Below are 22007 nucleotides of genomic sequence, written 5' to 3'. Positions count from 1 at the left end.
TCTTTCCTTGGTTATTACTAAGGTTCTATACTTAGCTTTTTTTTTAGTTCTGCCACGGATCTGTAGCCCAAATCTTGAGCAGCTACTTCTAGGTAGGATTCCAGTACCATGGCATCCAGATCTTTTTTCAGCAAGAGTTTTTTAAGCTGTTCAATCTCTTTTTGAAGTTGTTTAATGCGTGTTATCTCGTCTTTGGTCTTCACGGTCACTCTGGTGTTCATAAGGTCCTTACGGTTGTACTTCTTGATCCATTCATTGATGGTGGTTGGATTGATACCGTAGGCCTTACCTAATTGGTACTTGTTTAGTTTTCCGGTGGTAAGTTCGTCTAAAATTTTCAGTTTGAAAGGTTCTGAATACCGTCTGATCACTTTGTCGTTTTTATACATAATGTTTGAAATTATGTAGCCTTTATTCAGGACGGGTCAGTATTGCACACAACGTGTTCGTGTATGGTTTGTGCCAGCTATTGGGACAGTTTTGTTACACGAAAATTTATTAAATTAAAAGTAAGAAATTTTTGTGTATGAGTGCTGGCATTAATTATACACGTTGTTGTACGTAGTTTTTTAATTTTCTTTCGTTACAATGGAAAAATCGTAATAGTCATAATCGAATTTACCAATCCAACAACTTAAAATTCCACTTTTGAATTTCAATCCACCTTTCTTTAGTATTTCCATTTGCATTTTAGTTTCATTGTCAATTTCATAACCATCTTTTTTTGCTCTCTCCAATGCAGAATAAGCGTAAATCCTTGTTACAGGATTAACACCAAAAATCAACTTTTTGATAACATCATATTCTTTGTTTTCTAAAAGCTTTTTGAAAAAAGTATTAGCAAAATGAATAAAGTCGTCATCAACGTGATAAGTGTTCAAATTCCACTCAACTTGGTTAAGATTGTAGTAGGCATTTAAAGCATCAATGCTGAATTTGTTATCGTCAATTTCTAAAGTAAAATTCGGATATTTTTTTTGATATTCAGATAGATTTTCGTTGAATAATTTATAGTATTCCATATTTGCTCCGCTACAAGTTAATGGAATTGTAATCTCTTTAAGATAAATATTTTCAAAAACATTATCTTCAACTTCGGTGTACAGTCTTGAATAGATTATTAGGTCATTATAAGTTAGTATTTTTAGGTTAAAACTTGTATAGCCACCGTAAAAATCGTGTGAAATTAATTTTAGCTCATCTAATAATTCTATTGTTTTACTCGACGTATTTCCTTTACCTGATAAAAGTGAAGGATATATAGTTAGATAATCAGTTACAGTAGGTTTCAAGTTGGTAATTGGATTTACCATTTCTCTGTAACGAGTTAAGTCAGTTTCTACCCAATCAAGGTTTGGATTTGGGTTTTTATCTTTCGGTTTACAAGTATGACAATGTTCTAATTCCTCCTTATTTATTTCGTAAACAGTTTGTCCGTAAGACGAATAAAAAAGAAAAAATAATAATGCCGGAACTAAAACTTTCATTGTTTGGTTAAATTACGTACAACGGTCTAGTATAACCGTCAGTTATTAATTGCGGTTATACATTGTTGTACGCAGTTTTTTTAATTCCAAAAGTTCCATTTTGATTTAGTTGCAACTTTTAAAATCAGTTTTCGAGCCTCTTTAGATTCAATCACAGACTTTTTATCATATCCAACAACTTGGGATTTAAAAATTACACTTTCGTCATCAGCATCAACAATCAGTTCACGAAAGATTCGCGTCATTTTTTGTAATTCATCCGAAATATGTTCAATTTCGAGTGGTAAATCCGTAAAGTTATTCCATTCCGATTTCACATTTTTGATTGCGTCGTCTAATTCAGTTCGAGTCTTTTGTAAAATCAATAGTGAATATCTTAAGTCATTATTTTTCTCTAATTCTGCCGATATTTTTTTGCTATCCTCAATACAATAAACAACATCAAAATCTTTTCCGTTTTCGTCTTTCGGAATACTGTTGGTTTTACCTAAATATAAATTATAGTATATGTGTTTCAAGGTCTGGTTAAATTGCGTACAACTTGTATATAAACGCAATGGCGTTTATTTCCTATGTATAAACATACCCCTAAAATACAATTTTTTAAAAGTGCTATCCGTTTTTAACCGTTAAAAACGGATAACGAAGAAGCCCCGTATATACAGCAGTTTCAAACATGATTCATCCGATATTGGCCGATTGATGCCAGAAGTAGATGTGAGATAACCCGTTCCATCTATCCATATCAATCATGTCCATACTTTTTAGTAACTTCCATCACCCAAAACAACATTCCTATGTTTCGCTCTTCTTTCGTCTTACTTCTTGTTGCAACCCTGTTGTCGCTGGCTTGCAAAGACGCCAAAATAGAAAAACCCGCAGAAGTCCCTTTAGAAAAGGTCGTCGATAGCCTTCCCACCACCGATACCTTACAGGTGACGACAGACACTACCCTAAAGAAGATCTCAGTCGTGAAGCCAGTTCCTAAAACCACCATCAAAAAACGACCTAAGGAAAAGCCTGCGGCCTTTCCGAAGATCGTCTATAAGGACCTCGTGGTCGATGATGCAACAGGCAATAAGGCGTTCTTTGTAGAGATCAACGACAAAAAACACCTGATGCGTATCGGGGATGTTATCGGAGAATTGGAGCTCACCGCCGGGGATACCAATCGAATCGCCGTGGTCTTTAAGACCCAACGAAAGATGATCGAACGGCAGCAATAGTTTTTAGCGAAAACAAAGGGTGATTTTCTTTTTCTTTCGTAGCTTCGAAGTACCTAAACCAGTAAATACCTTAGTAGTTGAAACTTGAAGAATTCACTTCCAAGAAAGTAGGCATCGTCCTTTCTGGAGGCGGCATCAAAGGGATGGCGCATATTGGTGTTTTGGAGGCACTCTCCGAACGGGGCATTCTTCCACAGATCGTCTCCGGTGCCAGTGCCGGTGCTTTGATAGGAGCCTTGTACGCCAAGGATATTGCCCCAGAAGAGATGTTGCGCTTCTTTAAGAACACCCCGCTGTTTCGATATAATTTTTTCACCCTGTACAAGCCTGGACTCATAGATACCGAGCGCTATCGCGGCTTTTTTGAAGATTATTTTCCAGAGGACAATTTTTCGGAGCTGCATCGTCAACTCTTTGTGGTCGCTACCAACCTAGAAAAAGGGGAATCGGTGATCTTCGAAGAAGGACCACTGATCAAAGCGCTTTTGGCCTCCGCCGCGTTGCCGCCAGTGTTTAGTCCTGTCGAGATCGACAACCTGCATTACACCGATGGTGGCGTAATGAACAATTTTCCTGTTGAGCCATTGGTGGGCAAGTGCGATCTGATCATTGGCAGCTATGTGACGGCCATGCGCGAGGTGGATAGATCTGGCTTCAGTTCGTCCTTACAACTTACCAATAGGGCCAATTTGTTGTTGATGCATGCCAATTGCCTGCCAAAATTGGATATTCCAGACCTACTGTTCATTCCTGAACACCTGGATAGAATCGGTATTTTGGACAAGAAAGGTATCGAGCAGGCATATATCATGGGCTATGATCATGCGAGCCGCCTATTGGATAAGGAATTGGTTGTATAGAAGATGAATACACCGCCATAACCTTGGGTTTCAACCCTAGGAAACAAAAATTATTGAATAACGGATTGAGTGTTGAATAATATAAACCAACTTTTTCTGAATCTAGGGTTTCAACCCTAGGAGACTCAACTACAGAATACACAAAGTTAAACATTACTTCTTATGCACACTTTTGGCACCTTCGATCACCTTTTGCTTCAGTCCCTCTTTGTAGACAAGGACCTTATCGAGCACACATTTGTCAGAAGTTCCGATGATCTGCGCAGCTAGGATTCCAGCATTCTTGGCGCCATCCAAGGCTACGGTTGCTACGGGAACACCACCTGGCATTTGCAAGATCGAAAGTATAGAATCCCAGCCGTCGATGGAGTTTCTGCTTTTTACAGGGACACCGATAACGGGTAAGGGCGATAGCGAGGCGACCATCCCAGGAAGATGCGCGGCACCTCCGGCTCCAGCAATGATCACGGCAATGCCACGGGTATGCGCATGCTTTCCATAGTCGAAAAGTTTGTCGGGGGTGCGATGCGCCGAAACGATATCCACTTCGACCTCTATGTCAAAGCCCTTCAAAATGTCGATGGCTTCTTGCATAACGGGAAGGTCGCTGGTACTTCCCATGATGATTCCTACTTTCATTGATTCTATCGTTTATTTGTCATTAATTCTATTTACTGATCACTCTTATCGTTCTCTTTACCTTTTCGGCGATCTTTCGTGCTTCATTCACATCTTCATTGACGATGGTCACATGCCCCATCTTTCTAAATGGACGTGTTTGTCGTTTACCATAGATATGCGGGGTCACCCCTGCTAGCTGCATGATCTTTTCGATATCTTCATAGACAACTTCTCCTGTGTGGTCTTCAGCCCCCACAAGATTGACCATAATACCTGCCACTTTACTTTTTGTATCACCCAAGGGCAGTCCCAAGATTGCGCGCAAATGTTGCTCAAATTGCGAGGTGTATGCGGCTTCAATGCTGTAATGACCACTGTTATGAGGCCTTGGTGCGACCTCATTCACCAGAATCTCATCCTCTTGCGTCTGAAACATTTCTACTGCCAACAAACCCACATGTCCGTAGGCCTGTGAGACCTTAAGCGCAACAAACTCAGCTTGTTTCGCAACTTCTTTGGAGATTCTCGCCGGACAGATCACATACTCCACCTGATTGGCTTCGGGATGGAACTCCATTTCTACCACAGGATACGTTCTCATTTCGCCAGATACGCTTCTCGCGACAATCACTGCCAATTCGTTCTTGAACGGGATCATCTCTTCGGCAATACACTCCACATTGGGAAGTGTTTCCAGGTCTGCATAAGTACGCACAATTTTTACACCTTGTCCGTCATATCCAAATTGGGTACTTTTCCAAACGAATGGAAAAGAGATCGTTTCGTGTTTGAGGGCCGTCTCAATTTCATGGGTATAGGCAAATCTCGAAAAAGGCGCTGTTGGAATGTTATGGTCGATATAAAAAAGTTTTTGCTTTGCCTTGTTTTGAATGGTATAAAGATTTTTGGCTGAAGGATAGACATTGACACCTTCCTCCTCCAACTTTTCCAATGCCTCTACATTAACGTTCTCTATTTCGATGGTGAGCAGGTCTACTTTCTTGCCAAAGTTATAGACTGTTTCAAAGTCCATGAGGTCACCTTGCTCAAAATCATTGCAGGCAATTTTGCAGGGAGCATCCTCATTTGGGTCCAGTACGCGTGTTTTGATATCAAACTTTCGGGTCTCTGAAAGTAGCATTTTGCCGAGCTGCCCTCCGCCTAAGATACCGAGGGTGAAGTTCGAGGAAAAATAATTTGTCATGTGTGGCAAAGCTGTGTTGTCGTTCGTTGTTACAAGACAAAAATACGTTTAAATCGTAAAATACAAATCAAATCCGACCGGCTAAAATTTGCTCAGAATGCTTGTTGGTCGTTTAGATACTTTGGGATTCTTATTTTTTTGACATATTTCGGGCAATTACAAAAATTAAAACCCATGAAAATGGTATCTTTGCAGTTTTCTTAGGGATATTTTTGTTTGGAGTACTTTACATCAAAGGTATTTCGATCTATACGAAAAAAGCTCTAAGAACATCCAGTAATTAGTTTCGAAAGTGATAAAACTACACGACAAATACTTTTCACCATTTATTTCTGAGACCGAGATACAGACGGCCGTTCAAAGGATGGCTCATGAGATATCGGAAGATTTCAAAGATTCCGTACCGGTATTTGTCGGCGTATTGAATGGGGCCTTTATGTTCGCATCAGATCTGATCAGGGCATACCCTTACGAATGCGAGGTGAGCTTCGTGAAATTGAGCTCATACCACGGTTTGTCGTCTACAGGGATCGTAGAGACCTTGCTCGACGTCTCCATCGATCTCGAAGGGCGAAGTGTCGTTATTCTTGAGGATATCGCCGATACTGGAAAGACGATAGAAACCTTGGTGGGGATGTTCTCGGAGATGAATGTGAAGCAATTTAAAATTGCGGCCATGTTCTACAAGAAAGAGGCCTATGAGGGAGAATATAATATCGATTATGTGGGAATGGAAATCCCTGATAAGTTTATCATAGGGTACGGATTGGATTATAATGAATTAGGTAGGAATCTACCAAAAGTATATCAACTTAAAGAGAACAACATGACAAATTTGGTGTTATTTGGCCCTCCAGGTGCAGGAAAAGGAACACAGGCAGAATTTTTAAAGGATCGATACCATTTGGTTCATATTTCTACCGGTGTTGTCTTTAGAGAAAACATTAAGAATGCGACCGACCTTGGAAAACTTGCCAAAACCTATATAGACAATGGTGACTTGGTGCCAGACGAGGTAACTATCAACATGTTGAAGGCCGAAGTTGAAAAGAATAGTGATGCCAAAGGATTTATATTTGATGGCTTTCCACGTACCGAAGCACAGGCCGAGGCGTTGGACACTTTTCTTAGCGAAATGAATGAAGGCATCAATGCCTGTATCGCACTTGAGGTGGATACCGACCTATTGGTACAACGCTTGCTAGAGCGAGGCAAAACAAGCGGTAGAAGCGATGACCAGGATGAAGAAAAGATCCGCAATCGTTTTGATGAATACAATGAAAAGACGGCCATCCTTAAGGATTACTATGCCAAGCAAGGGAAGTTCTATGCCGTAGATGGCGTTGGAGATATCACAGAGATCACAGAGCGTTTAAGCAAGGTGATCGACGAATTGTCGACCACGGTTGGCGGATAGCATATAATTTTATAACAAGCCCAGCTGATCTTCTTACATCTGGGATGACCTAGAAAGATGACCGAAGGAAATTTTGTCGATTACGTAAAGCTATATGTCAGCTCTGGAAACGGTGGTGCTGGTTCGGTGCATCTGCATCGCGAGAAGTATATTACCAAAGGCGGTCCGGATGGCGGTGATGGCGGTAGAGGAGGGCATGTGATCATCAGGGGAAACAAGAACCTTTGGACACTTTACACCTACAAATTCAAAAGACATTTTAGAGCCACGCATGGCGGCCATGGTAGCAAGCAGCGAAGCACTGGTGCCGATGGTGAGGACGTATATATGGACGTTCCCTTAGGAACCGTGGTGAGAGATAAAGAAACGAATGAGATCCTCTTTGAGATCACCAAAGATGGGGAAGAGCGTATCATTGCCGAAGGAGGCATGGGAGGACGCGGTAATTGGCATTTTAAATCCTCAACCAATCAAACGCCAAGATATGCCCAACCTGGTATCGAGGGTGTAGAGAAGGAGATCATTCTTGAGTTAAAGGTACTGGCAGATGTGGGTCTTGTTGGATTCCCAAATGCTGGAAAATCAACCCTACTTTCGGTAATTACAGCTGCCAAACCCAAGATCGCGGATTACGAATTCACAACGTTAAAGCCCAATCTTGGGATAGTAAAGTATAGGGACTACCAAACCTTTGTCGTAGCCGATATCCCTGGAATTATCGAAGGTGCCTCGGAAGGAAAAGGTCTAGGACATTACTTTTTACGTCATATAGAACGGAACGCTACATTGCTCTTTTTGATTCCAGCAGACAGTCCGGATATTTCCAAGGAGTATGATGTTTTGCTCAATGAGTTGCGTAAGTATAATCCAGAGATGTTGGATAAAGACCGCTTGATCGCTATCTCTAAATCAGATATGCTGGACGAGGAATTGAAAGCAGAAATGCGAATAGAGCTTGACAAAGACCTCGACGTTCCTTATTTATTTATCTCTTCGGTTGCCCAGCAAGGTTTGCAAGAATTGAAAGATCGACTCTGGAAGATGTTAAACACCTAGACCTCGCATCGTGCTTTTCATGGTTTTATTGTACATTTAATAAAAACAATGATCATGAAACGTAAGCACACCCCATACATATTCCTGTTCCTACTTATGGTTTCCTGTGCGGGAATAAAAGTAAATTACGACTACGACCGCGAGGCGGATTTCTCTCAATACAAGACCTATAACTATTTTGACGATATGGATACGGGCATGAGCCCCTTGGACACGAAGCGGCTCATCGATGTATTGAACACGGCTATGCAATCTAAAGGTTTTGTCTTATCAGAAGAGCCTGACTTCTTGATCGACATTCAAAGTGGCATGGAGGAATCGGCGAACAACAGTTCGGTTGGGGTAGGTATGGGAGGCACTGGAAGGAGCGTTGGAGGAGGTGTTTCGGTCGGAATTCCATTAGGATCTCGTCTAGTACGTGAGATACAGTTCGACTTCGTTGATGCTTCAAGTAAGTCACTATTCTGGCAAGCTGTAAGCAGCAATTCGTATAACGAAAATGCCTCTCCCGAGAAGAGAGAAGCGAATTTTAAGAACTTAGTTGTAAAGGTATTGGAACGTTATCCTCCAAGTCGTTGATCTTTACGATGGACGTTTAACACCGTTATTTTCTAAAAACTATAATTGATTCCCAGTACGATGTATCTATCGAACAAATTGTTGGAAAATACACTAGTGGAGAACTCCGTGGTAGATATTTGCTTGAAAGACCTCTTGTTGAGAAGATTTCTTGCGAGCACGAAATATTCGACCTTCTTTTCAAAACGATTGAATGAAAGATCTACAAACAGCTGATTGCTGTTAATGGAACTTCCTTTTGGCAAAAGCAGTTCGTTATCGATTTTACAAAGCATCTTTTCAGAGAATTTAAAGATAGTCTCAAGCCCCGCAGTGATAGTATTATTGGTAATAGCAGGGATATTGTCTTGCTTGTTCTCTACATAGGTGATGCCAAAGCTACTCTTGTAATTGAAGAATCCCTTGAATGCGCTGTTGAGGTCTATGTTAAAATTATAGATGGAAGAGAATACCTCGGTCGTTGCGCCATTGTTGATCGAATTGAAAAATCGATTAAAATTTGCATTGGCGTTCAGGCTCACTTTGTTATTGATGAAATCCATGAAAAAAGCACTTGAGGCCGAAATATTGATGTCTTTTTTTGTCAAGGGATTTTGAAAGTAGGTGATGATACTTACATCCTCGTTGATATCTTGTCTTGCTAAAAAAGCATTGCGCTCCTCTGAATAGGTGGCTAGCAAGGAGAAATTTGATTGCTTGAGGAGGTCATAGGTAGCGAAACTGGCAGAGCCTCTCCATGATCTCCGGAAATCCAGTGAGGGCTCACTCTTAATTATCGTTCGGCTGTCTATCAACAGGGGATTTGAAAGCAAGTAATAGTTACTGCTCGTCTCGTTCTTGTTGCCAAGGCTCAATGACATTACGCTTTGATCACTCACTTTCAACTTGAGTTTCACACTAGAATTGATAAATAGGTCGTTTTGTTCTTGAAGTGCTCCGTATTGGGTATTTCCCAGAGAGCGGTCCGAATGTCCGACTTCCAATCTACCCGAGATCCGAACCTTTTTCCGTTTTCGGTAGTTGAGCTCACCAATGGCACTCGAGGAGATATTGGTATAGTAAAGATCATTAAATTCGTTGCCAGCGAATACATCAAAATCCTCCTTGTCGCGTCGATGATGCAACCCAAGTTGAAAATCAAAACTTCCAATCTTTCTTAAATAAGAAATATTACCACCTGCGATAGATCTTTGGGTTTTAATGGCTTCTTCATCGAACAGCTGTCCGTTGGAGATAATTGGCTCTTGACCGACCAAGGAAAGTTCTTGTTTATGCTCATCATTGGAATGATAGGCGGTAAACTCCAATAAAGATTTGGAAGAGAGTTTGTTGGTGTATCTCAAAAACTGTTGATAGTAGAGCTTTGAGCGCCCGATCTCCGTTTGAAATGACATTGATCCATTTTGAATGTTCTCTTGGGTGAAAGAATTTGTATTACGGACAATGCGACCGGTGTATTGAATTTGAGAAGAATTTGATAGTTCGTATTCGATACTGTTAGATATGGCCAAATTGAAAGGCTTTGATCTGTTACTTGTTTCGTTCGACGTGCGAATACGTTCTCCATTGGCATTAAAGTCATTTGCCGAGACGAAAGAGAATCTTTGACTGTCGCCAAAGAGAGCGATATTATTTTTCAAGAGTAACTTATCCGATATTCTAAAGAGATTGTTGTAGGTCCCAAATTTTAGGTTGTTGACATAGCTCCTTTCGAAGACATTACCTTGTGTCACACTACTTTCTCTGAACATATCTGTGCTATAATTCTCAATCTCTTCCTGGTTTTCGTTGCGATATGTTTCTTGGTTGAAAGAGGTTTGATTCATCGAAATATTATTGGCATTGAATACGCCAAATCCTTTGATATTGCTAGAGAGGTTGATACTGTTAACATTCACTAGATGGTTGTCCCTCCCAAAACCGGCGCTACCTTCTCCCGATAGTTTAAACTTGTTCTTTTTGAATTTTAGGTTGAGCACCACGTTGTCAGATCTTGTAAGTCCTTTTTTAAGTTTGTTTTCCTGATAGTCCTCGATCGCTTCGACCTTTTCCACCATATCAGATGAGATGTTGCGCGCCCCAACAGAATATCCTTTTCCAAATAGGTCGTCTCCATCTAGCAGTATGGTCTCAATAGGTTTACCTTTAAATTGGATCAACCCTGTACGTTCATCGACGTTGATTCCTGGCATGTTCTTAAGCACATTGATTATTTTTCGGTCATCTGCCCTTTTGAACTTTGACACATCATAGATGATCGTATCATTTTTTATATTAATGGCGATACGTTCAGAAATAACCACCACTTCGTCGAGATGTTGTTCCTTAATGGCAAGTACGAAGTCGTTCTTATAAACAGAAATATCACTACTAAGGGAGATCGATTTCGAAGCTGTATCATAGCCAAGTCCTTGACATTTAAGTTTCAGGTCTTGGCTATTGAGGCCACCTACATTCATTAGGTACTCGCCCTTTGCGTTAGGCATTGTATATTCAATGACTTCATTGGTGTTGGCATTGAGCAGCAATACATAGCAATCATTAACGATCTTATGACTAGAATCTGTAATGGTACCGCTAAATTGTTGAGCAAGCAATGCCTTTGAAAACAGAAGGAGGCAAACTCCAAGGAAATAGCGATTTAATAGCGAGTTGTAATTGGAAACCATAGCTGCATTATAGACCAATGTCCTCGACAAGATTCAAAGTGATGTTGTATTCGACATCGGGATCGGTATCGGCCATCATGTTTTTCTGAATACGGTCGATCACTTTTCGGTAATTCTGGCAATAGTCTTCCCACGCCATAAGTGCATCTTCCTTGTATTTGAATATCGGTGTGGTCACATGAGACGTCTTCTCTATCTTCACTGCCTCGATGTTGAGCACGCCGTCGCTGGAGACAACTTCGAGAATCAATCCAGGGAGGCCATCAAATTTCCAGGGTCCATTGATGATTGGAATATCTTCGGTGAACCAAGCAGTGTATGCCCTACCTCTAAATGACGTGGTCGCTTTTCTGCAATTGAAATCCTTTATTTTCTTTGACTCGTTGGTGATTTTCCATTTTTGCATAGGAAGCTGGTCCTCAATAAATACGATCTTGTTTACAATTGGCTGATTGTAGACAACCCTTTTTTTCGAATAGTCCTTTTCTACAAAGGGAATAACACCTTCATTGGCAACCATAACATCATTTCCAAGACTTTCGATGAATTCGCTCTTTAATTGGAAATAGGTACTTTTTTGATTGGCATATGCCAACTTGTAAATGGCTTCCGTAGTGTGCGCATCAAAGGTGGTAATGTGATTATATTCGATCTCGTACTGCTGAGAAAATCCACAGTAGGTAAATAGCCCTAAAAGAAGTATGCTGATACTATTTTTCATGATTAAATGCTTTTTGAGAGACTAGGTGCGAAGAATAAGTTCACACCTAGTTCTCATTACTAAAAAGGTAAATTAGGAATGTTATTGAGCGTCCATTAAAATGGCCATTGCATTTTCCGCAGCTCGTCTACAAGCGCGTTCTCTGGCGGTTTCGCAGCTGGTAAGGAAGTTTCCGGCAGTTCCAGAAACACCAATAGACCCACCAAAACCATCAGGTACGTTTATCGTACAGGTTACTCTGCAAACAGGCTCCTCTTTTGTTTCGCTGCTACCAACGCCTGTACTTACGGTAGCTAGTGAGAAAAATGATAAAATAAGTGCTTTGAACATCTTGTTTGATTTAGTCGTTAATGATTAATTTACTGGATTCCCATTGCTTCATCTACCTTCTTGCACGCTCTTGTCATAGCGTTTGCGTCGTTAGATAAGAAAGAACCTGCGCATGCGGTGATAGACACGGAACTACCATCAGATAAATAGGTGGTCTTTGTACAACATTGTCTACCAAAGTCCTCTTCCGTATTCTTCTCAACAGAAGTGGCTGAGGTCAAAGTGATTGATAGCCCTAGGGCCAGTCCATAAAACAAAACTTTTTTCATTTTTTTGAGTTTTATTAGTGATGCTTACTTTCAGATTTTGAGTCGCTGTTTCAGCTTTTCCGACCTTGAGAATTATGGCCATCCGTATCGAAAGAAGACAATCGTCGGTATATTGCTTTATAGATGATCGGTCTTCATGTCAACTAGCGTTTGGCCAATGCTCATTACTTCTCGTAGGTCAACCTGGATAGTCGATTGCTAAAATGCTGGAAAATTATCCGCTAAGATGACCTCGTTGAAATAAAGATGCCACTGCGGGCACTTTAACTTCTTGGTGCTATTGAATTGTCGTATTACCAGGTAATTGTGGCATGTTTGGGTGGTCTGTACATGACTTCCATCCGATGATGTTTCCATTTTCATCGTAGATGGGCTCGGGATTTACTCCTCCCATAATTGCTTCTTCATTCTTCAAGGCGGTCGATCTAAAATTTTCAATTTTTTTTACACTCATGATATTATTCTTTGACTTGTAATACCTACTCTATTGGAGCCTTTTCGGTTTCCGGCTATTTGTCGGCCAACAAAATTTTTTCTGAAATCTCTCAGAGGCTGATTGACTATTTTGTAATACCTCGGCAGTTCAGCGTAGCGCTATGATTTGATTGATTTCTGAAGACAAAGAAAGATGGAAAAACAGACCGTAACAAGTAGTTATGACGGCCATTCATGAATGACGACCTATGATTCATGAATGGCGACTTAAAAAAACAGAAGTCGTTCATGAATAATGGTCGCTTATTTAAAGAGGTATGTCGTGCTTATTTCACACTGATGCGTATGCCTTCACTGTGGCTGGTAAACTCTGGCGCGTACATACTTTGTATGGTGGTGATGCCGTTGCTAAAGTTACCGGCATTATTCACGCGTAGATCATATTCAAAGACGTACACTCCCTTCGGCAAGTAATCAAAGAAAAAGTTGGTCGCCGCATCTTTGGTGCTTTGGTAATAGCCAAGACCATCTTGCCATTTATACAGGCTGATCACATCGATGGGCTCTAGGCCAGCAGCACGCATATCCTTCATGTGCACAAACTCCATATCGCGGTCGCTACGCAATTCGATACGAACCCTAATGAGGTCGCCAACGTTAAGCATAGTTTTCTCATCGATGGCCGTGATCTGCTCACCTTTGTCCGTATTCTTTTTCAAGAACAATTGCTTCTTCAATTTTAACGGAGTCTCGGCAAAGCTGATCTTGTCCAGGTCTTCAAAATATTGCCAATACAAAGCACCCCAAGCGATTCCTTTTCCCTTTTTTCTCAAGCTTACTTGGGCCATTTCTGGTTGGATCTCACCTTTGCTCCAAGAGGTTTTATAGTATCCGGTACCAGCCTCGATCTTTACATTGTCCAATTTTGAAGGTGAAATTTCTTGATTTCCCATCAACACTTCCACCTCATCGATTACAGAAAGCCAGTCGCTACCTTGAAGGAGCAGCGCATAGACCGCTTCGGTGGTGGCCTTGGTCGTCTTCCATTGATTGGTCTGCTTATTCTTTAGCAACCAAACTTTTAGATTGTCAATGGTTTGGGTGTCATTTTCTATTTCGCCAAAGACCTCGATCATCAGTGCCTGTGTTTCAATAGGTGCTTGATACCAATACCAGCTACTAGTGTTGCTTTTCCAGTACATGCCTAATTCTTCATTGGTGATACTGGTTTCTTTAAGAGACTTTAAAATTTTCTTGGAAGTTTCTCCTTCTTCCATACGATACAGGACCAAGGCGATCATTCCTTTGCTATACAAGTTTCGATCTAACCAATACTTCTTGGCCTGTCCTTTGTAATAGGTCATCACCTCTTTGGTCTTCTTTGAAGCGTTCACATCGGGAAAGAAACTGCGCATATACAAATAATGCAATTGGGTATAGCTGAGGTGATCTTTATCAAGGTCTTTCGCATAGCGTTTCATTCGTTCGTATTCTTCCACAAACTCCCTGTCTAGATAGGGTATGGCCTTTTCGATCGTGCGTAGCATTTCAGCGTCTTTGGATACGCCAAGTTTTTCGAGGTGTCCATAGCCTGTTGCTATATGTTGCGTGATCCATCGGTTGGGTCTTCCTCCTTTGAACCATGACCATGCCCCGTTGTCCATCTGTACTTGCTTTAGTTTTCGCAAAGAAGATTGCAGTTCGTTATTCATCGTATTAAGGTCAAACAGCAATGCAATGCGCTTCTTCTGTTGGGTTTCTGACTGTGCATCTCGTAACCAAGGTGTTTCTTGTATCAGCATGGATTTTAACTCCTCATTCTTTTCAAGATTGCTGATCAACGCATCGGCATCTTGCCATTGGTCAAATACCGCTCTAATTCGTGGGTTGCTATTCGCAATATGGCTGGCCAAAGCATTGGCATAATAACGTGCAAAAGTTTGCTCTGCACACTCATAGGGATACTCCATCAGATAGGGGAGTGCCTGTACGGCGTACCAAGCTGGATTGGAGGTCATCTCCAAGGTCAGTTGATGATTGACGAGGGTCGATGAGCTGTTGTTCTTTAGTTTATCTAAAGTAAAGGTCTTCGTCTGTTCACTTCGTACCCACATGGGCAATGTCTCGGTGACCAACATGCGATTGGTAAGTACTGGTAGCATGTTTTGCTCGCCATCGCTAAAATCGCCAGCTTTTGCAATAACCTTGTATTGCACGGCCTGTAACCCTTTCGGAATGGTCAAGGTCCAGGATACACTGGTATTACCTTTAGGACCGATGCTAAATTGAAGTAGGCTCTCGTCCCCTCCGTCCATCGATTGATGGACACCACCCCTTGACATAGGAGGATTTTTGCTGCTCCCCAAAAGCTGGGATGTTATATCGTCTCCAGTAGCGGCATCTGTCAATTCTAAAACAGCTTCGCCTGAAAGCGCTTTGTCAGAAATATTGGCGATCTTACTGCTGAACACAATGACGTCTCCTTCTCGGAAGAATCGTGGTGGATTAGGCAGTACCATCAGCTCTTTTTGTGTTACGGTGGTGAGTGTTTGTGTGGTGGAATTTAGCGCTTTCGTATGGGCCAAAAGTTGCAATTTCCATCTTGTCAATGCCTCAGGTGTGGTAAAATTAAAGGAGACATTGCCATCTTTGTCTGTTTGCAGCTGAGGAAAGAAGAAAGCAGTCTCTTGCAGGTTTTTGCGAATGGCCACTTCTTCAAAAGACACCTCCTTTTCGCTTTTAGGGCTTTGCTCACCATCAGTGATCTGCACACCAGCTGTTTTACCTTCGAGACCTCCCAACTGATCTGCCACAGGTGCAGCGGCTGCAAATGCTTGTTTTCTCCTAGATCTTTTGTTGCCAGTTACGATAACAACTTCATCAAGTTCAGCCTCTGTATCGTATAAAACATCACTATAATAACCAAAGCTAAATCCGAACCAATTCAGTTGATCATAATGTTGTATAGGATAAGATATGGTCCTATCACCATAATAGAGTTGTTGAAAGCTGACGGTGCCAAAACTACGATCGGCATTTCTCCCTTGTCCTGAGTAGTAATAAGGGCGCTGATTTGGGTTGAAGTACCAATAATGTCCTCTAAATTGATCCAAGGAAGCATCGTACATACTTGCTAAGAGTTCAGCCGCCACCGCATCTCCTTTTGGACCTTTAATATTGAATTTCCAAGTTTCCTCTTGCCCAGGCTGCAGCTTGTCTCTAAAGGTCAATGTCTCGATTTGAAGCTGTGTTTCTGGATAGGGAACCACGATATCTACTTTCCCTTGGGCATGACCATTGAAGGCCGCATAGCTATAAAAAATACTGAAACCGCCGAGGTCCTCTTTAGCAATGGGAAGTGTAAGGTCTTTTTTCTCATTATTTAAATGAATAATATAGGTCTTTAGGGTCTTTTGATTCTTTCTGAGGTCGAGTGTGACCCAAAGGTCTTTTGCTGCCGTAGCAACGGTTACCACGGCCTTTTCACCCACGCTGTAGGAATTTTTGTCCGTTGTGATGGCGAACAGTTGGTTGTCGGCCAATTCATTGTCTTTTGAACTAAAAATAGTGATCTGTTGAACGTCCTTCACATCTTGCCCATAACGGTCTTTGCTGTGCAGTTCTACCAAATATTGCCCCGACTCCCATTTTTTTATTCGTCCTAGATCGATCTGGGTCTCTTTATTGGTATTGAAATTTTCTTCGAACACTTTTTCGCCTTTCTCCCAGTTTTTAGGGTCATCCTCATTTTTGTAGGCCTCATGCGGAAATTTGTCCTTAAAGGTAGCCTTTGGAATATCCTGATAATCAGGAGCTGGCCATGGACGATTGCGAAGGACATTTTCGGGTGCCTTCAATTTATAGATCTCAATCACACCTTTAGCTCCTACAAATTGGCCGTTCAAATTTTGGGTGTTCACTGCAACCGTATTGTCTTTACTTTCTTTGTTTAATGAGGAGGGAGCGGCTATAGTTGCGATCAAGCTATGATAGCCAACCCTTACAATAGTGGTAGCACTGCGTGTCTCACCATTGATATCAGTAATTTCAGCGGTCACCTCATATTCAAAGATGGGTCGATTTTCCTTTTTTATCGAAGTATCTGGTTGTGCCTTAAAAGTGATCTTAAAAGCTCCTTCACTATTGGTGGTGGTTTCACCATTGGTGATCTCTTGTGGTTCGCTAGAAAACCATGGGCGATACCAATAATACCATCGTGGATATTGTACTTTACGCTTTACGCGGTACACCACTTTCGCATCGGTAATATTGCTTCCGGCATAGGCAAGTGCGTTGCCCGTGACTTCGACACTGTCGTTGATCTTATAGCTTTTTGTGATTGGTTCAAACTTGGACTCAAATTTTGGGCGCTTGTATTCTTCTACCGAAAAAGACACTTGATTCCACTGAATTCTACCCGTCAGTTTACTATAAAATTTACTCGCTTTTCCTTGATTTGCACTGATAGAGAAATTTCCTGTGAGGGTATTCTTTGGAAGGATAAACTTGCCCGAGAACGAGCCAAATTCGTTAGTTATCACGGAGAGTTTCCCAATCTCTTCGCGATTCACATTCTTTAATGTTACCTCCACTGATTCATCGGCAACCACCGTAGATGTCTCCTTATCTCTTTGGATCAAAATTCCTTTGAAATAAACAGCTTGTCCAGGGCGATAGATACTTCTGTCTGTAAATAGAAAGGTCTTTGCAGTTAGTTGGTCATCATTATTTCTATAGCTTCCGCCGTAGTGATAGTAGTCACCAAAAAATGCCTTTTCTTTTCCTTTGGTAGCCTCTACGACAATGTTCTGGTGATAATCTTTTCCTTCAAATATGAACTCGCCTTCATTGTCCGTATTCGCACGTTTTGTCCTGATCTTGTCACGGTAGTCCTTAGTATATTCGATTACGATTGCGGCGTCTTCAACCGGTTTCCCATTATTTCTGTCGATCAATTGAAAGACCGTCTTCTCATTGGATGTCTTTTGCGTCAATGCCATATCGGTCACTTGAACTAAAGCATGGGACAGATAATTTTTTCCATTTTTGGCGACCACTATATAGCTGTCATTAGGCAATGCAGGGAATATCACCTCGGTAGTATGCGACTGCAGATCCCCTTCATTTCTAAGGGCAATGTCGAATTGCTTGTACACTTTGAGCGTTGAGATAAATTTCTCTTTTGCTTCCCTTTGATAGAGTCTATTGAACTTCTTTATCTTGTTGCGATCAATGGAGTGAATGACCAATGTTGCTTTTTCATAATTGCGATAATTTATGAGCAATCTAGAAGGTTGGCCAACCGGGATATAGTTTTCGGCTAGGATACTCATCGATCTTTGATCGAGATGACTCAAAAGTGCCTTAGCTTTTTTTGCTGCCAAGCTTTGAGGGAATTTTTCAACGATCATTTGGCATAGCTCTTTGGCCTCTTTTCGTTCCCATCGGTGTTCTTCGCCTCTAGCAGCATTGTATTTGTTGGCAAATTCATCCAGAATTTTGGCACGTTCAAAGTCATATAATGCGCCAATTTTCTTATCTGATACCGAATTGCGTTCAGCTATCAACGTTTTAAGCACGAGGTAGGGATCGATAGCAGCAGTGGCCTTGCTTCTCACATAATGGAGCCTGTTGATGTTGACATCTGCAAAAGCGGTTTGGTCTTTATCATTTTGATGAAAGCGGATCAGTTTCTGATATATTAAAAGTGCTTTTAGTTGGAGCGAGCTTTTATCCTTGGAGGAGATCTCTATCGTAGAAAAAGCACTTCCCTTGCTGAGATATTTGGGATTGTCGACCTCAAATTTGTATGCGGGTTTGGTAATACTGGTCTCGTCCCTTGTGTAAAACTCTAAGGCATTGTGTGCAAGGAAATCGAAGAGTGTTGGTCGATAGCGCTTAGAATCCTCATGCGTATATAATATATCGTTATAGGTCGCAAGATCTTCAAGTTGAAGCTGAAGCCCATTGTCTAACGAATGTTGAAAATGTAGGTCGATCTCATCAAATAGGGTTTGCAGGTCCCAGGTTCTAAAATCCTCCTCGTCTACCTTCTGTTCAGTATTGGTTCGATCATAAAATCGCCAGCGATTTTGATTGAAATATTGCCAATAGGTATTGGCTAAGATACTTTCTAAAATATTCTTTGTCGGGAAAGCTCGTTCTTTGATCTCATGCTTTAATTGCGATACGACCTTTAACTGTGCATCTTCTTCGAGGACCATCATGTATTTCGACTTGTATAACAAGCTTTTGATCAACTGCGGACTGTTCTTTTCCTTTTGTGCTTTTGTATAGATAGTTTCAACCGTAGCTAAAGCCGATTTTGGCAAGCCTTCAGCCTCGTGTTTTTCCACGTCTTTCCAGAGTGAAGGATAGTCTTTTTGTTGCGCTTGACTAAAAGTGGCAAAGAAGATGGTCATAGTGATGGCGATCGTTTTCATGTTGATGGTATTTTCCCCTAAGAAAGATACAATCAAAATCTTAGCCAAACTAGAATGAGGGAAGGGTATTTTTGGGTTAGGCAAGTGCCACAATTCACAGATTTCAAAAATATGACGATTCTAACCTAAAACTCGAAGTAATCAGCTACCTTGACGAGCTGTTGTAATGGGACAACCCTATTAAAGAGAAAAGATATAATTATCAATAAATGCAATATTTGGATGGTGCTGCAGTTTACAAATGAGGATTTTGTTATTTTTGATGACTTAAAAATTGGTATGAAAAATCTCATATATCTTCTTTTTTGCTTTTCTACTTTCGGCTTTTCTCAAATTGCGGGTAATGAGCAGATCCAAGGTTTGATCGATAACAAGAAACTTTCAGAGGCCGAATCATTGGCCAAGACTCGTGTTGCTTCTAGTGGCAATGATTACGACGCCATTGAAAAGCTTGGAGATATCGCAGGACACCGAAAGCAATGGGATGAAGCGATAAAATACTATAAGCAGCTTGTAGATGAGGTGCCCCAGAACGCAAATTATCATTATAAATATGGAGGTGCGTTGGGAATGAAGGCCTTAACATCTAGTAAGTTGAAAGCGCTTGGTCTGGTGGGTGACATCAAGAAATCGTTCCTCAGCGCAGCATCTTTAGATGCAAACCATATCGATGCACGATGGGCCTTGGTAGAACTTTATATGCAACTGCCAGGAATTATCGGGGGAAGCAAGAAAAAGTCGCTCAAATATGCCGATGAGTTAGAAAACCTTTCCAAAGTGGATGGGTATCTGGCCAAAGGTTATATCTATGAGTATGATAAAGAGCCTGAACTTGCTGAGAAATACTACAAACTAGCCGTCGCTGAGGGAAAATCGGTCAATTGCTATACAAAATTGTCAGAATTGTATACGAATATCACCAAAGAACCGATAAAGGCAATCGAAACGATCGAGGAGGCGCAAAAGCTACATCAACGCAATACCTTGCACTATCAAATCGGCAAGGTGTGTGCTATCTATAACATCGAGTTAGATAAAGGAGAACGCTGTTTACAAACGTTCATAGAAAACCACACCGTCAAGGATGGGGTGCCTATCGAATGGGCCTATTATCGCTTGGCACAGATATACCGATATAAAGGTGATAAAGACAATGCTTCCGATTGGATCGAGAAGGCATTGGCCAAGCGTTCTAACTTTAAGCAAGCCCTAGAGGAGAAAGCGTTGATCAGGGCATTGTGATCTTTCATACAAATTGAATTCGCAATTCTCGGCACACTGCTTATCTTTACGATTTCAATTTAAGGACATGCGAATACATTTCATAGCCATTGGTGGGAGTGCCATGCACAATCTTGCCTTAGCACTTCATCATAAAGGATACACCATCTCTGGAAGCGACGATACCATCTTTGAACCTTCTAGATCCAGATTGGAAAAAGCGGGGCTCTTGCCTCAAAGTTTTGGCTGGTTCCCGGAGCGAATTACAGAAGATCTGGATGCCATCATTTTGGGGATGCATGCCAAGCCAGACAATCCCGAATTGTTGAGAGCGCAAGCGTTGGGGCTTGTCATTTATTCTTACCCTGAATTTCTTTACGAACAGTCAAAAGACAAAACGCGAGTGGTCATTGGTGGTAGCCATGGGAAGACCACGATCACTTCGATGATCCTTCATGTGCTGAACTATCATGGAAAAGAAGTAGATTATATGGTAGGCGCCCAATTGGAAGGTTTTGAAACGATGGTACATTTGACCGAAGAGAATGATTTTATCGTGTTGGAAGGGGATGAATATCTGTCATCTCCGATCGATAGAAGACCTAAATTTCATTTGTATAGACCAAATATCGCCTTGCTGAGCGGAATTTCTTGGGATCATATCAATGTGTTTCCGACCTATGAAAACTATGTGGAGCAGTTCGAGATTTTTGTAGATAGTATCACCACCGGTGGAAGCATTACTTACAACATAGAAGATCCCGAGGTAAAGCGGGTGGTGGAGGCTTCAGAGAACCCCATACGAAAACTTCCCTATGAAACACCGGCCTATGAGGTTGTCGATGGTGAAACGATGCTAGAAACTCCCGATGGTCCTATGCCGATCGAAGTATTTGGAAAACATAATTTGAACAATCTCGCGGGTGCCAAATGGATCTGCCAGCACATGGGGATTGACGAGGATGATTTCTATGAGGCGATCGCTACCTTTAAAGGCGCTTCCAAGCGTTTGGAAAAGATCGCTGAGGGAAGTACGGGCGTAGCTTATAAGGATTTTGCACACTCCCCTAGCAAGGTGGCGGCGACGACCCAAGCGGTTAAGGAACAATATGAAGATCGCAGATTGCTCGCTTGTTTAGAGTTACATACGTATAGCAGTTTGAATGCCGAATTCTTAAAGGAGTACAAAGGGACCTTGGATGCAGCCGATACGGCGGTGGTCTTCTTTTCGCCACATGCAGTAAAGATCAAACAGCTAGATGAGGTCTCCGAACAGCAGATCGCTGAGGCCTTTCAACGAGAAGATCTTGTCATTTACACCGACCCGGCCAAATTCAAAGAATATCTTTTTGGTCAAGATCTAGACAACACTGCATTGTTGTTGATGAGTTCTGGGAATTACGGTGGACTGGACTTTGAAGAGGTGGTTACCTTGATCAATTAGGATTGCTTTCCGCCTAACAGAGGAA

The 22007-nt window shown here is 41.5% G+C and carries 18 protein-coding genes; 7 read left to right on the top strand and 11 right to left on the bottom strand.

From position 1 onward, the window contains the following. Nucleotides 1-17: 17 nt before the first annotated feature. From ACFQ1M_RS01280 to ACFQ1M_RS01270, 3 genes are all read right to left on the bottom strand, one after another. The gene (locus ACFQ1M_RS01280) at nt 18-389 is read right to left on the bottom strand and encodes a transposase (protein WP_386402678.1); all 372 of its coding nucleotides are present in this window, start codon (nt 387-389) and stop codon (nt 18-20) included. Nucleotides 390-569: 180 nt separating this feature from the next. Then, a complete protein-coding gene (locus tag ACFQ1M_RS01275; protein WP_386402675.1) occupies nt 570-1487 on the bottom strand; it encodes a hypothetical protein in 918 nt (305 codons plus the stop codon). An 80-nt stretch (nt 1488-1567) separates the two neighbouring features. Beyond that, nucleotides 1568-2005 carry a hypothetical protein gene (locus tag ACFQ1M_RS01270; protein ID WP_386402673.1) on the bottom strand — a complete coding sequence of 146 codons (438 nt, stop codon included), beginning with the start codon at nt 2003-2005 and terminating at the stop codon, nt 1568-1570. A gap of 279 nt (nt 2006-2284) precedes the next feature. On the opposite strand from ACFQ1M_RS01270, the gene ACFQ1M_RS01265 reads away from it, so the two are divergent. Both ACFQ1M_RS01265 and ACFQ1M_RS01260 read left to right on the top strand, forming a co-directional pair. After that, nucleotides 2285-2713: a hypothetical protein gene (locus tag ACFQ1M_RS01265; RefSeq protein WP_386402670.1), complete on the top strand. Its 429-nt coding sequence runs from the start codon at nt 2285-2287 to the stop codon at nt 2711-2713. Between the two features lie 77 nt (nt 2714-2790). Next, a complete protein-coding gene (locus tag ACFQ1M_RS01260; RefSeq protein WP_386402667.1) occupies nt 2791-3573 on the top strand; it encodes a patatin-like phospholipase family protein in 783 nt (260 codons plus the stop codon). Nucleotides 3574-3726: 153 nt separating this feature from the next. Here the strand turns inward: ACFQ1M_RS01260 and purE are convergent, their stop codons facing one another. Together purE and ACFQ1M_RS01250 are read right to left on the bottom strand one after the other, a co-directional pair. Continuing rightward, the gene (gene purE / locus ACFQ1M_RS01255) at nt 3727-4212 is read right to left on the bottom strand and encodes a 5-(carboxyamino)imidazole ribonucleotide mutase (RefSeq protein WP_386402665.1); all 486 of its coding nucleotides are present in this window, start codon (nt 4210-4212) and stop codon (nt 3727-3729) included. Between the two features lie 28 nt (nt 4213-4240). Next, complete coding sequence (locus tag ACFQ1M_RS01250) at nt 4241-5398, bottom strand: 5-(carboxyamino)imidazole ribonucleotide synthase (RefSeq protein WP_386402662.1); 1158 nt, start codon at nt 5396-5398, stop codon at nt 4241-4243. A gap of 292 nt (nt 5399-5690) precedes the next feature. Here ACFQ1M_RS01250 and ACFQ1M_RS01245 point away from each other — a divergent pair, with 292 nt between their 5' ends. Genes ACFQ1M_RS01245 through ACFQ1M_RS01235 form a run of 3 tightly spaced genes read left to right on the top strand, consistent with a single transcriptional unit; the run spans nt 5691 to nt 8450 of the window. Further along, a complete protein-coding gene (locus ACFQ1M_RS01245; RefSeq protein WP_386402659.1) occupies nt 5691-6815 on the top strand; it encodes an adenylate kinase in 1125 nt (374 codons plus the stop codon). Between the two features lie 57 nt (nt 6816-6872). Beyond that, entirely contained in the window at nt 6873-7871 is a 999-nt protein-coding gene (gene obgE / locus ACFQ1M_RS01240; protein WP_386402656.1) for a GTPase ObgE, read from the top strand. 54 nt (nt 7872-7925) lie between these two features. After that, entirely contained in the window at nt 7926-8450 is a 525-nt protein-coding gene (locus ACFQ1M_RS01235; RefSeq protein WP_386402653.1) for a DUF4136 domain-containing protein, read from the top strand. Between the two features lie 32 nt (nt 8451-8482). Here ACFQ1M_RS01235 and ACFQ1M_RS01230 read toward each other — a convergent pair whose 3' ends face one another. The 6 genes from ACFQ1M_RS01230 to ACFQ1M_RS01205 all read right to left on the bottom strand — a co-directional run bounded on the left by ACFQ1M_RS01230 (nt 8483) and on the right by ACFQ1M_RS01205 (nt 19317). Beyond that, nucleotides 8483-11149: a hypothetical protein gene (locus tag ACFQ1M_RS01230; protein WP_386402650.1), complete on the bottom strand. Its 2667-nt coding sequence runs from the start codon at nt 11147-11149 to the stop codon at nt 8483-8485. Further along, a complete protein-coding gene (locus tag ACFQ1M_RS01225; protein ID WP_386402647.1) occupies nt 11127-11840 on the bottom strand; it encodes a GLPGLI family protein in 714 nt (237 codons plus the stop codon). The genes ACFQ1M_RS01230 and ACFQ1M_RS01225 overlap by 23 nt, the downstream gene beginning before the upstream one ends. Nucleotides 11841-11921: 81 nt before the next feature. Next, nucleotides 11922-12170: a hypothetical protein gene (locus tag ACFQ1M_RS01220; protein ID WP_386402644.1), complete on the bottom strand. Its 249-nt coding sequence runs from the start codon at nt 12168-12170 to the stop codon at nt 11922-11924. Between the two features lie 29 nt (nt 12171-12199). Beyond that, the gene (locus ACFQ1M_RS01215; protein ID WP_386402641.1) at nt 12200-12439 is read right to left on the bottom strand and encodes a hypothetical protein; all 240 of its coding nucleotides are present in this window, start codon (nt 12437-12439) and stop codon (nt 12200-12202) included. Nucleotides 12440-12716: 277 nt separating this feature from the next. Then, nucleotides 12717-12893, bottom strand: a complete 177-nt coding sequence (locus tag ACFQ1M_RS01210; protein WP_386402638.1) for a hypothetical protein — start codon at nt 12891-12893, stop codon at nt 12717-12719. Between the two features lie 307 nt (nt 12894-13200). Next, nucleotides 13201-19317 carry an alpha-2-macroglobulin family protein gene (locus tag ACFQ1M_RS01205; RefSeq protein ID WP_386402635.1) on the bottom strand — a complete coding sequence of 2039 codons (6117 nt, stop codon included), beginning with the start codon at nt 19315-19317 and terminating at the stop codon, nt 13201-13203. Nucleotides 19318-19596: 279 nt separating this feature from the next. Between ACFQ1M_RS01205 and ACFQ1M_RS01200 the strand changes: the two genes are divergently transcribed. After that, nucleotides 19597-20559 (top strand): tetratricopeptide repeat protein, encoded by a 963-nt coding sequence (locus tag ACFQ1M_RS01200; RefSeq protein WP_386402632.1) that lies wholly within the window; start codon nt 19597-19599, stop codon nt 20557-20559. Nucleotides 20560-20626: 67 nt separating this feature from the next. Further along, entirely contained in the window at nt 20627-21982 is a 1356-nt protein-coding gene (locus ACFQ1M_RS01195) for a UDP-N-acetylmuramate--L-alanine ligase (protein ID WP_386402629.1), read from the top strand. Nucleotides 21983-22007: the final 25 nt, after the last annotated feature.

This window comes from Sungkyunkwania multivorans (assembly GCF_042675645.1).
Classification (GTDB): Bacteria; Bacteroidota; Bacteroidia; order Flavobacteriales; family Flavobacteriaceae; genus Sungkyunkwania; species Sungkyunkwania multivorans.
Note: the sequence above shows the minus strand (reverse complement) of the source record. Positions and strands in the feature narration are given on the sequence as shown.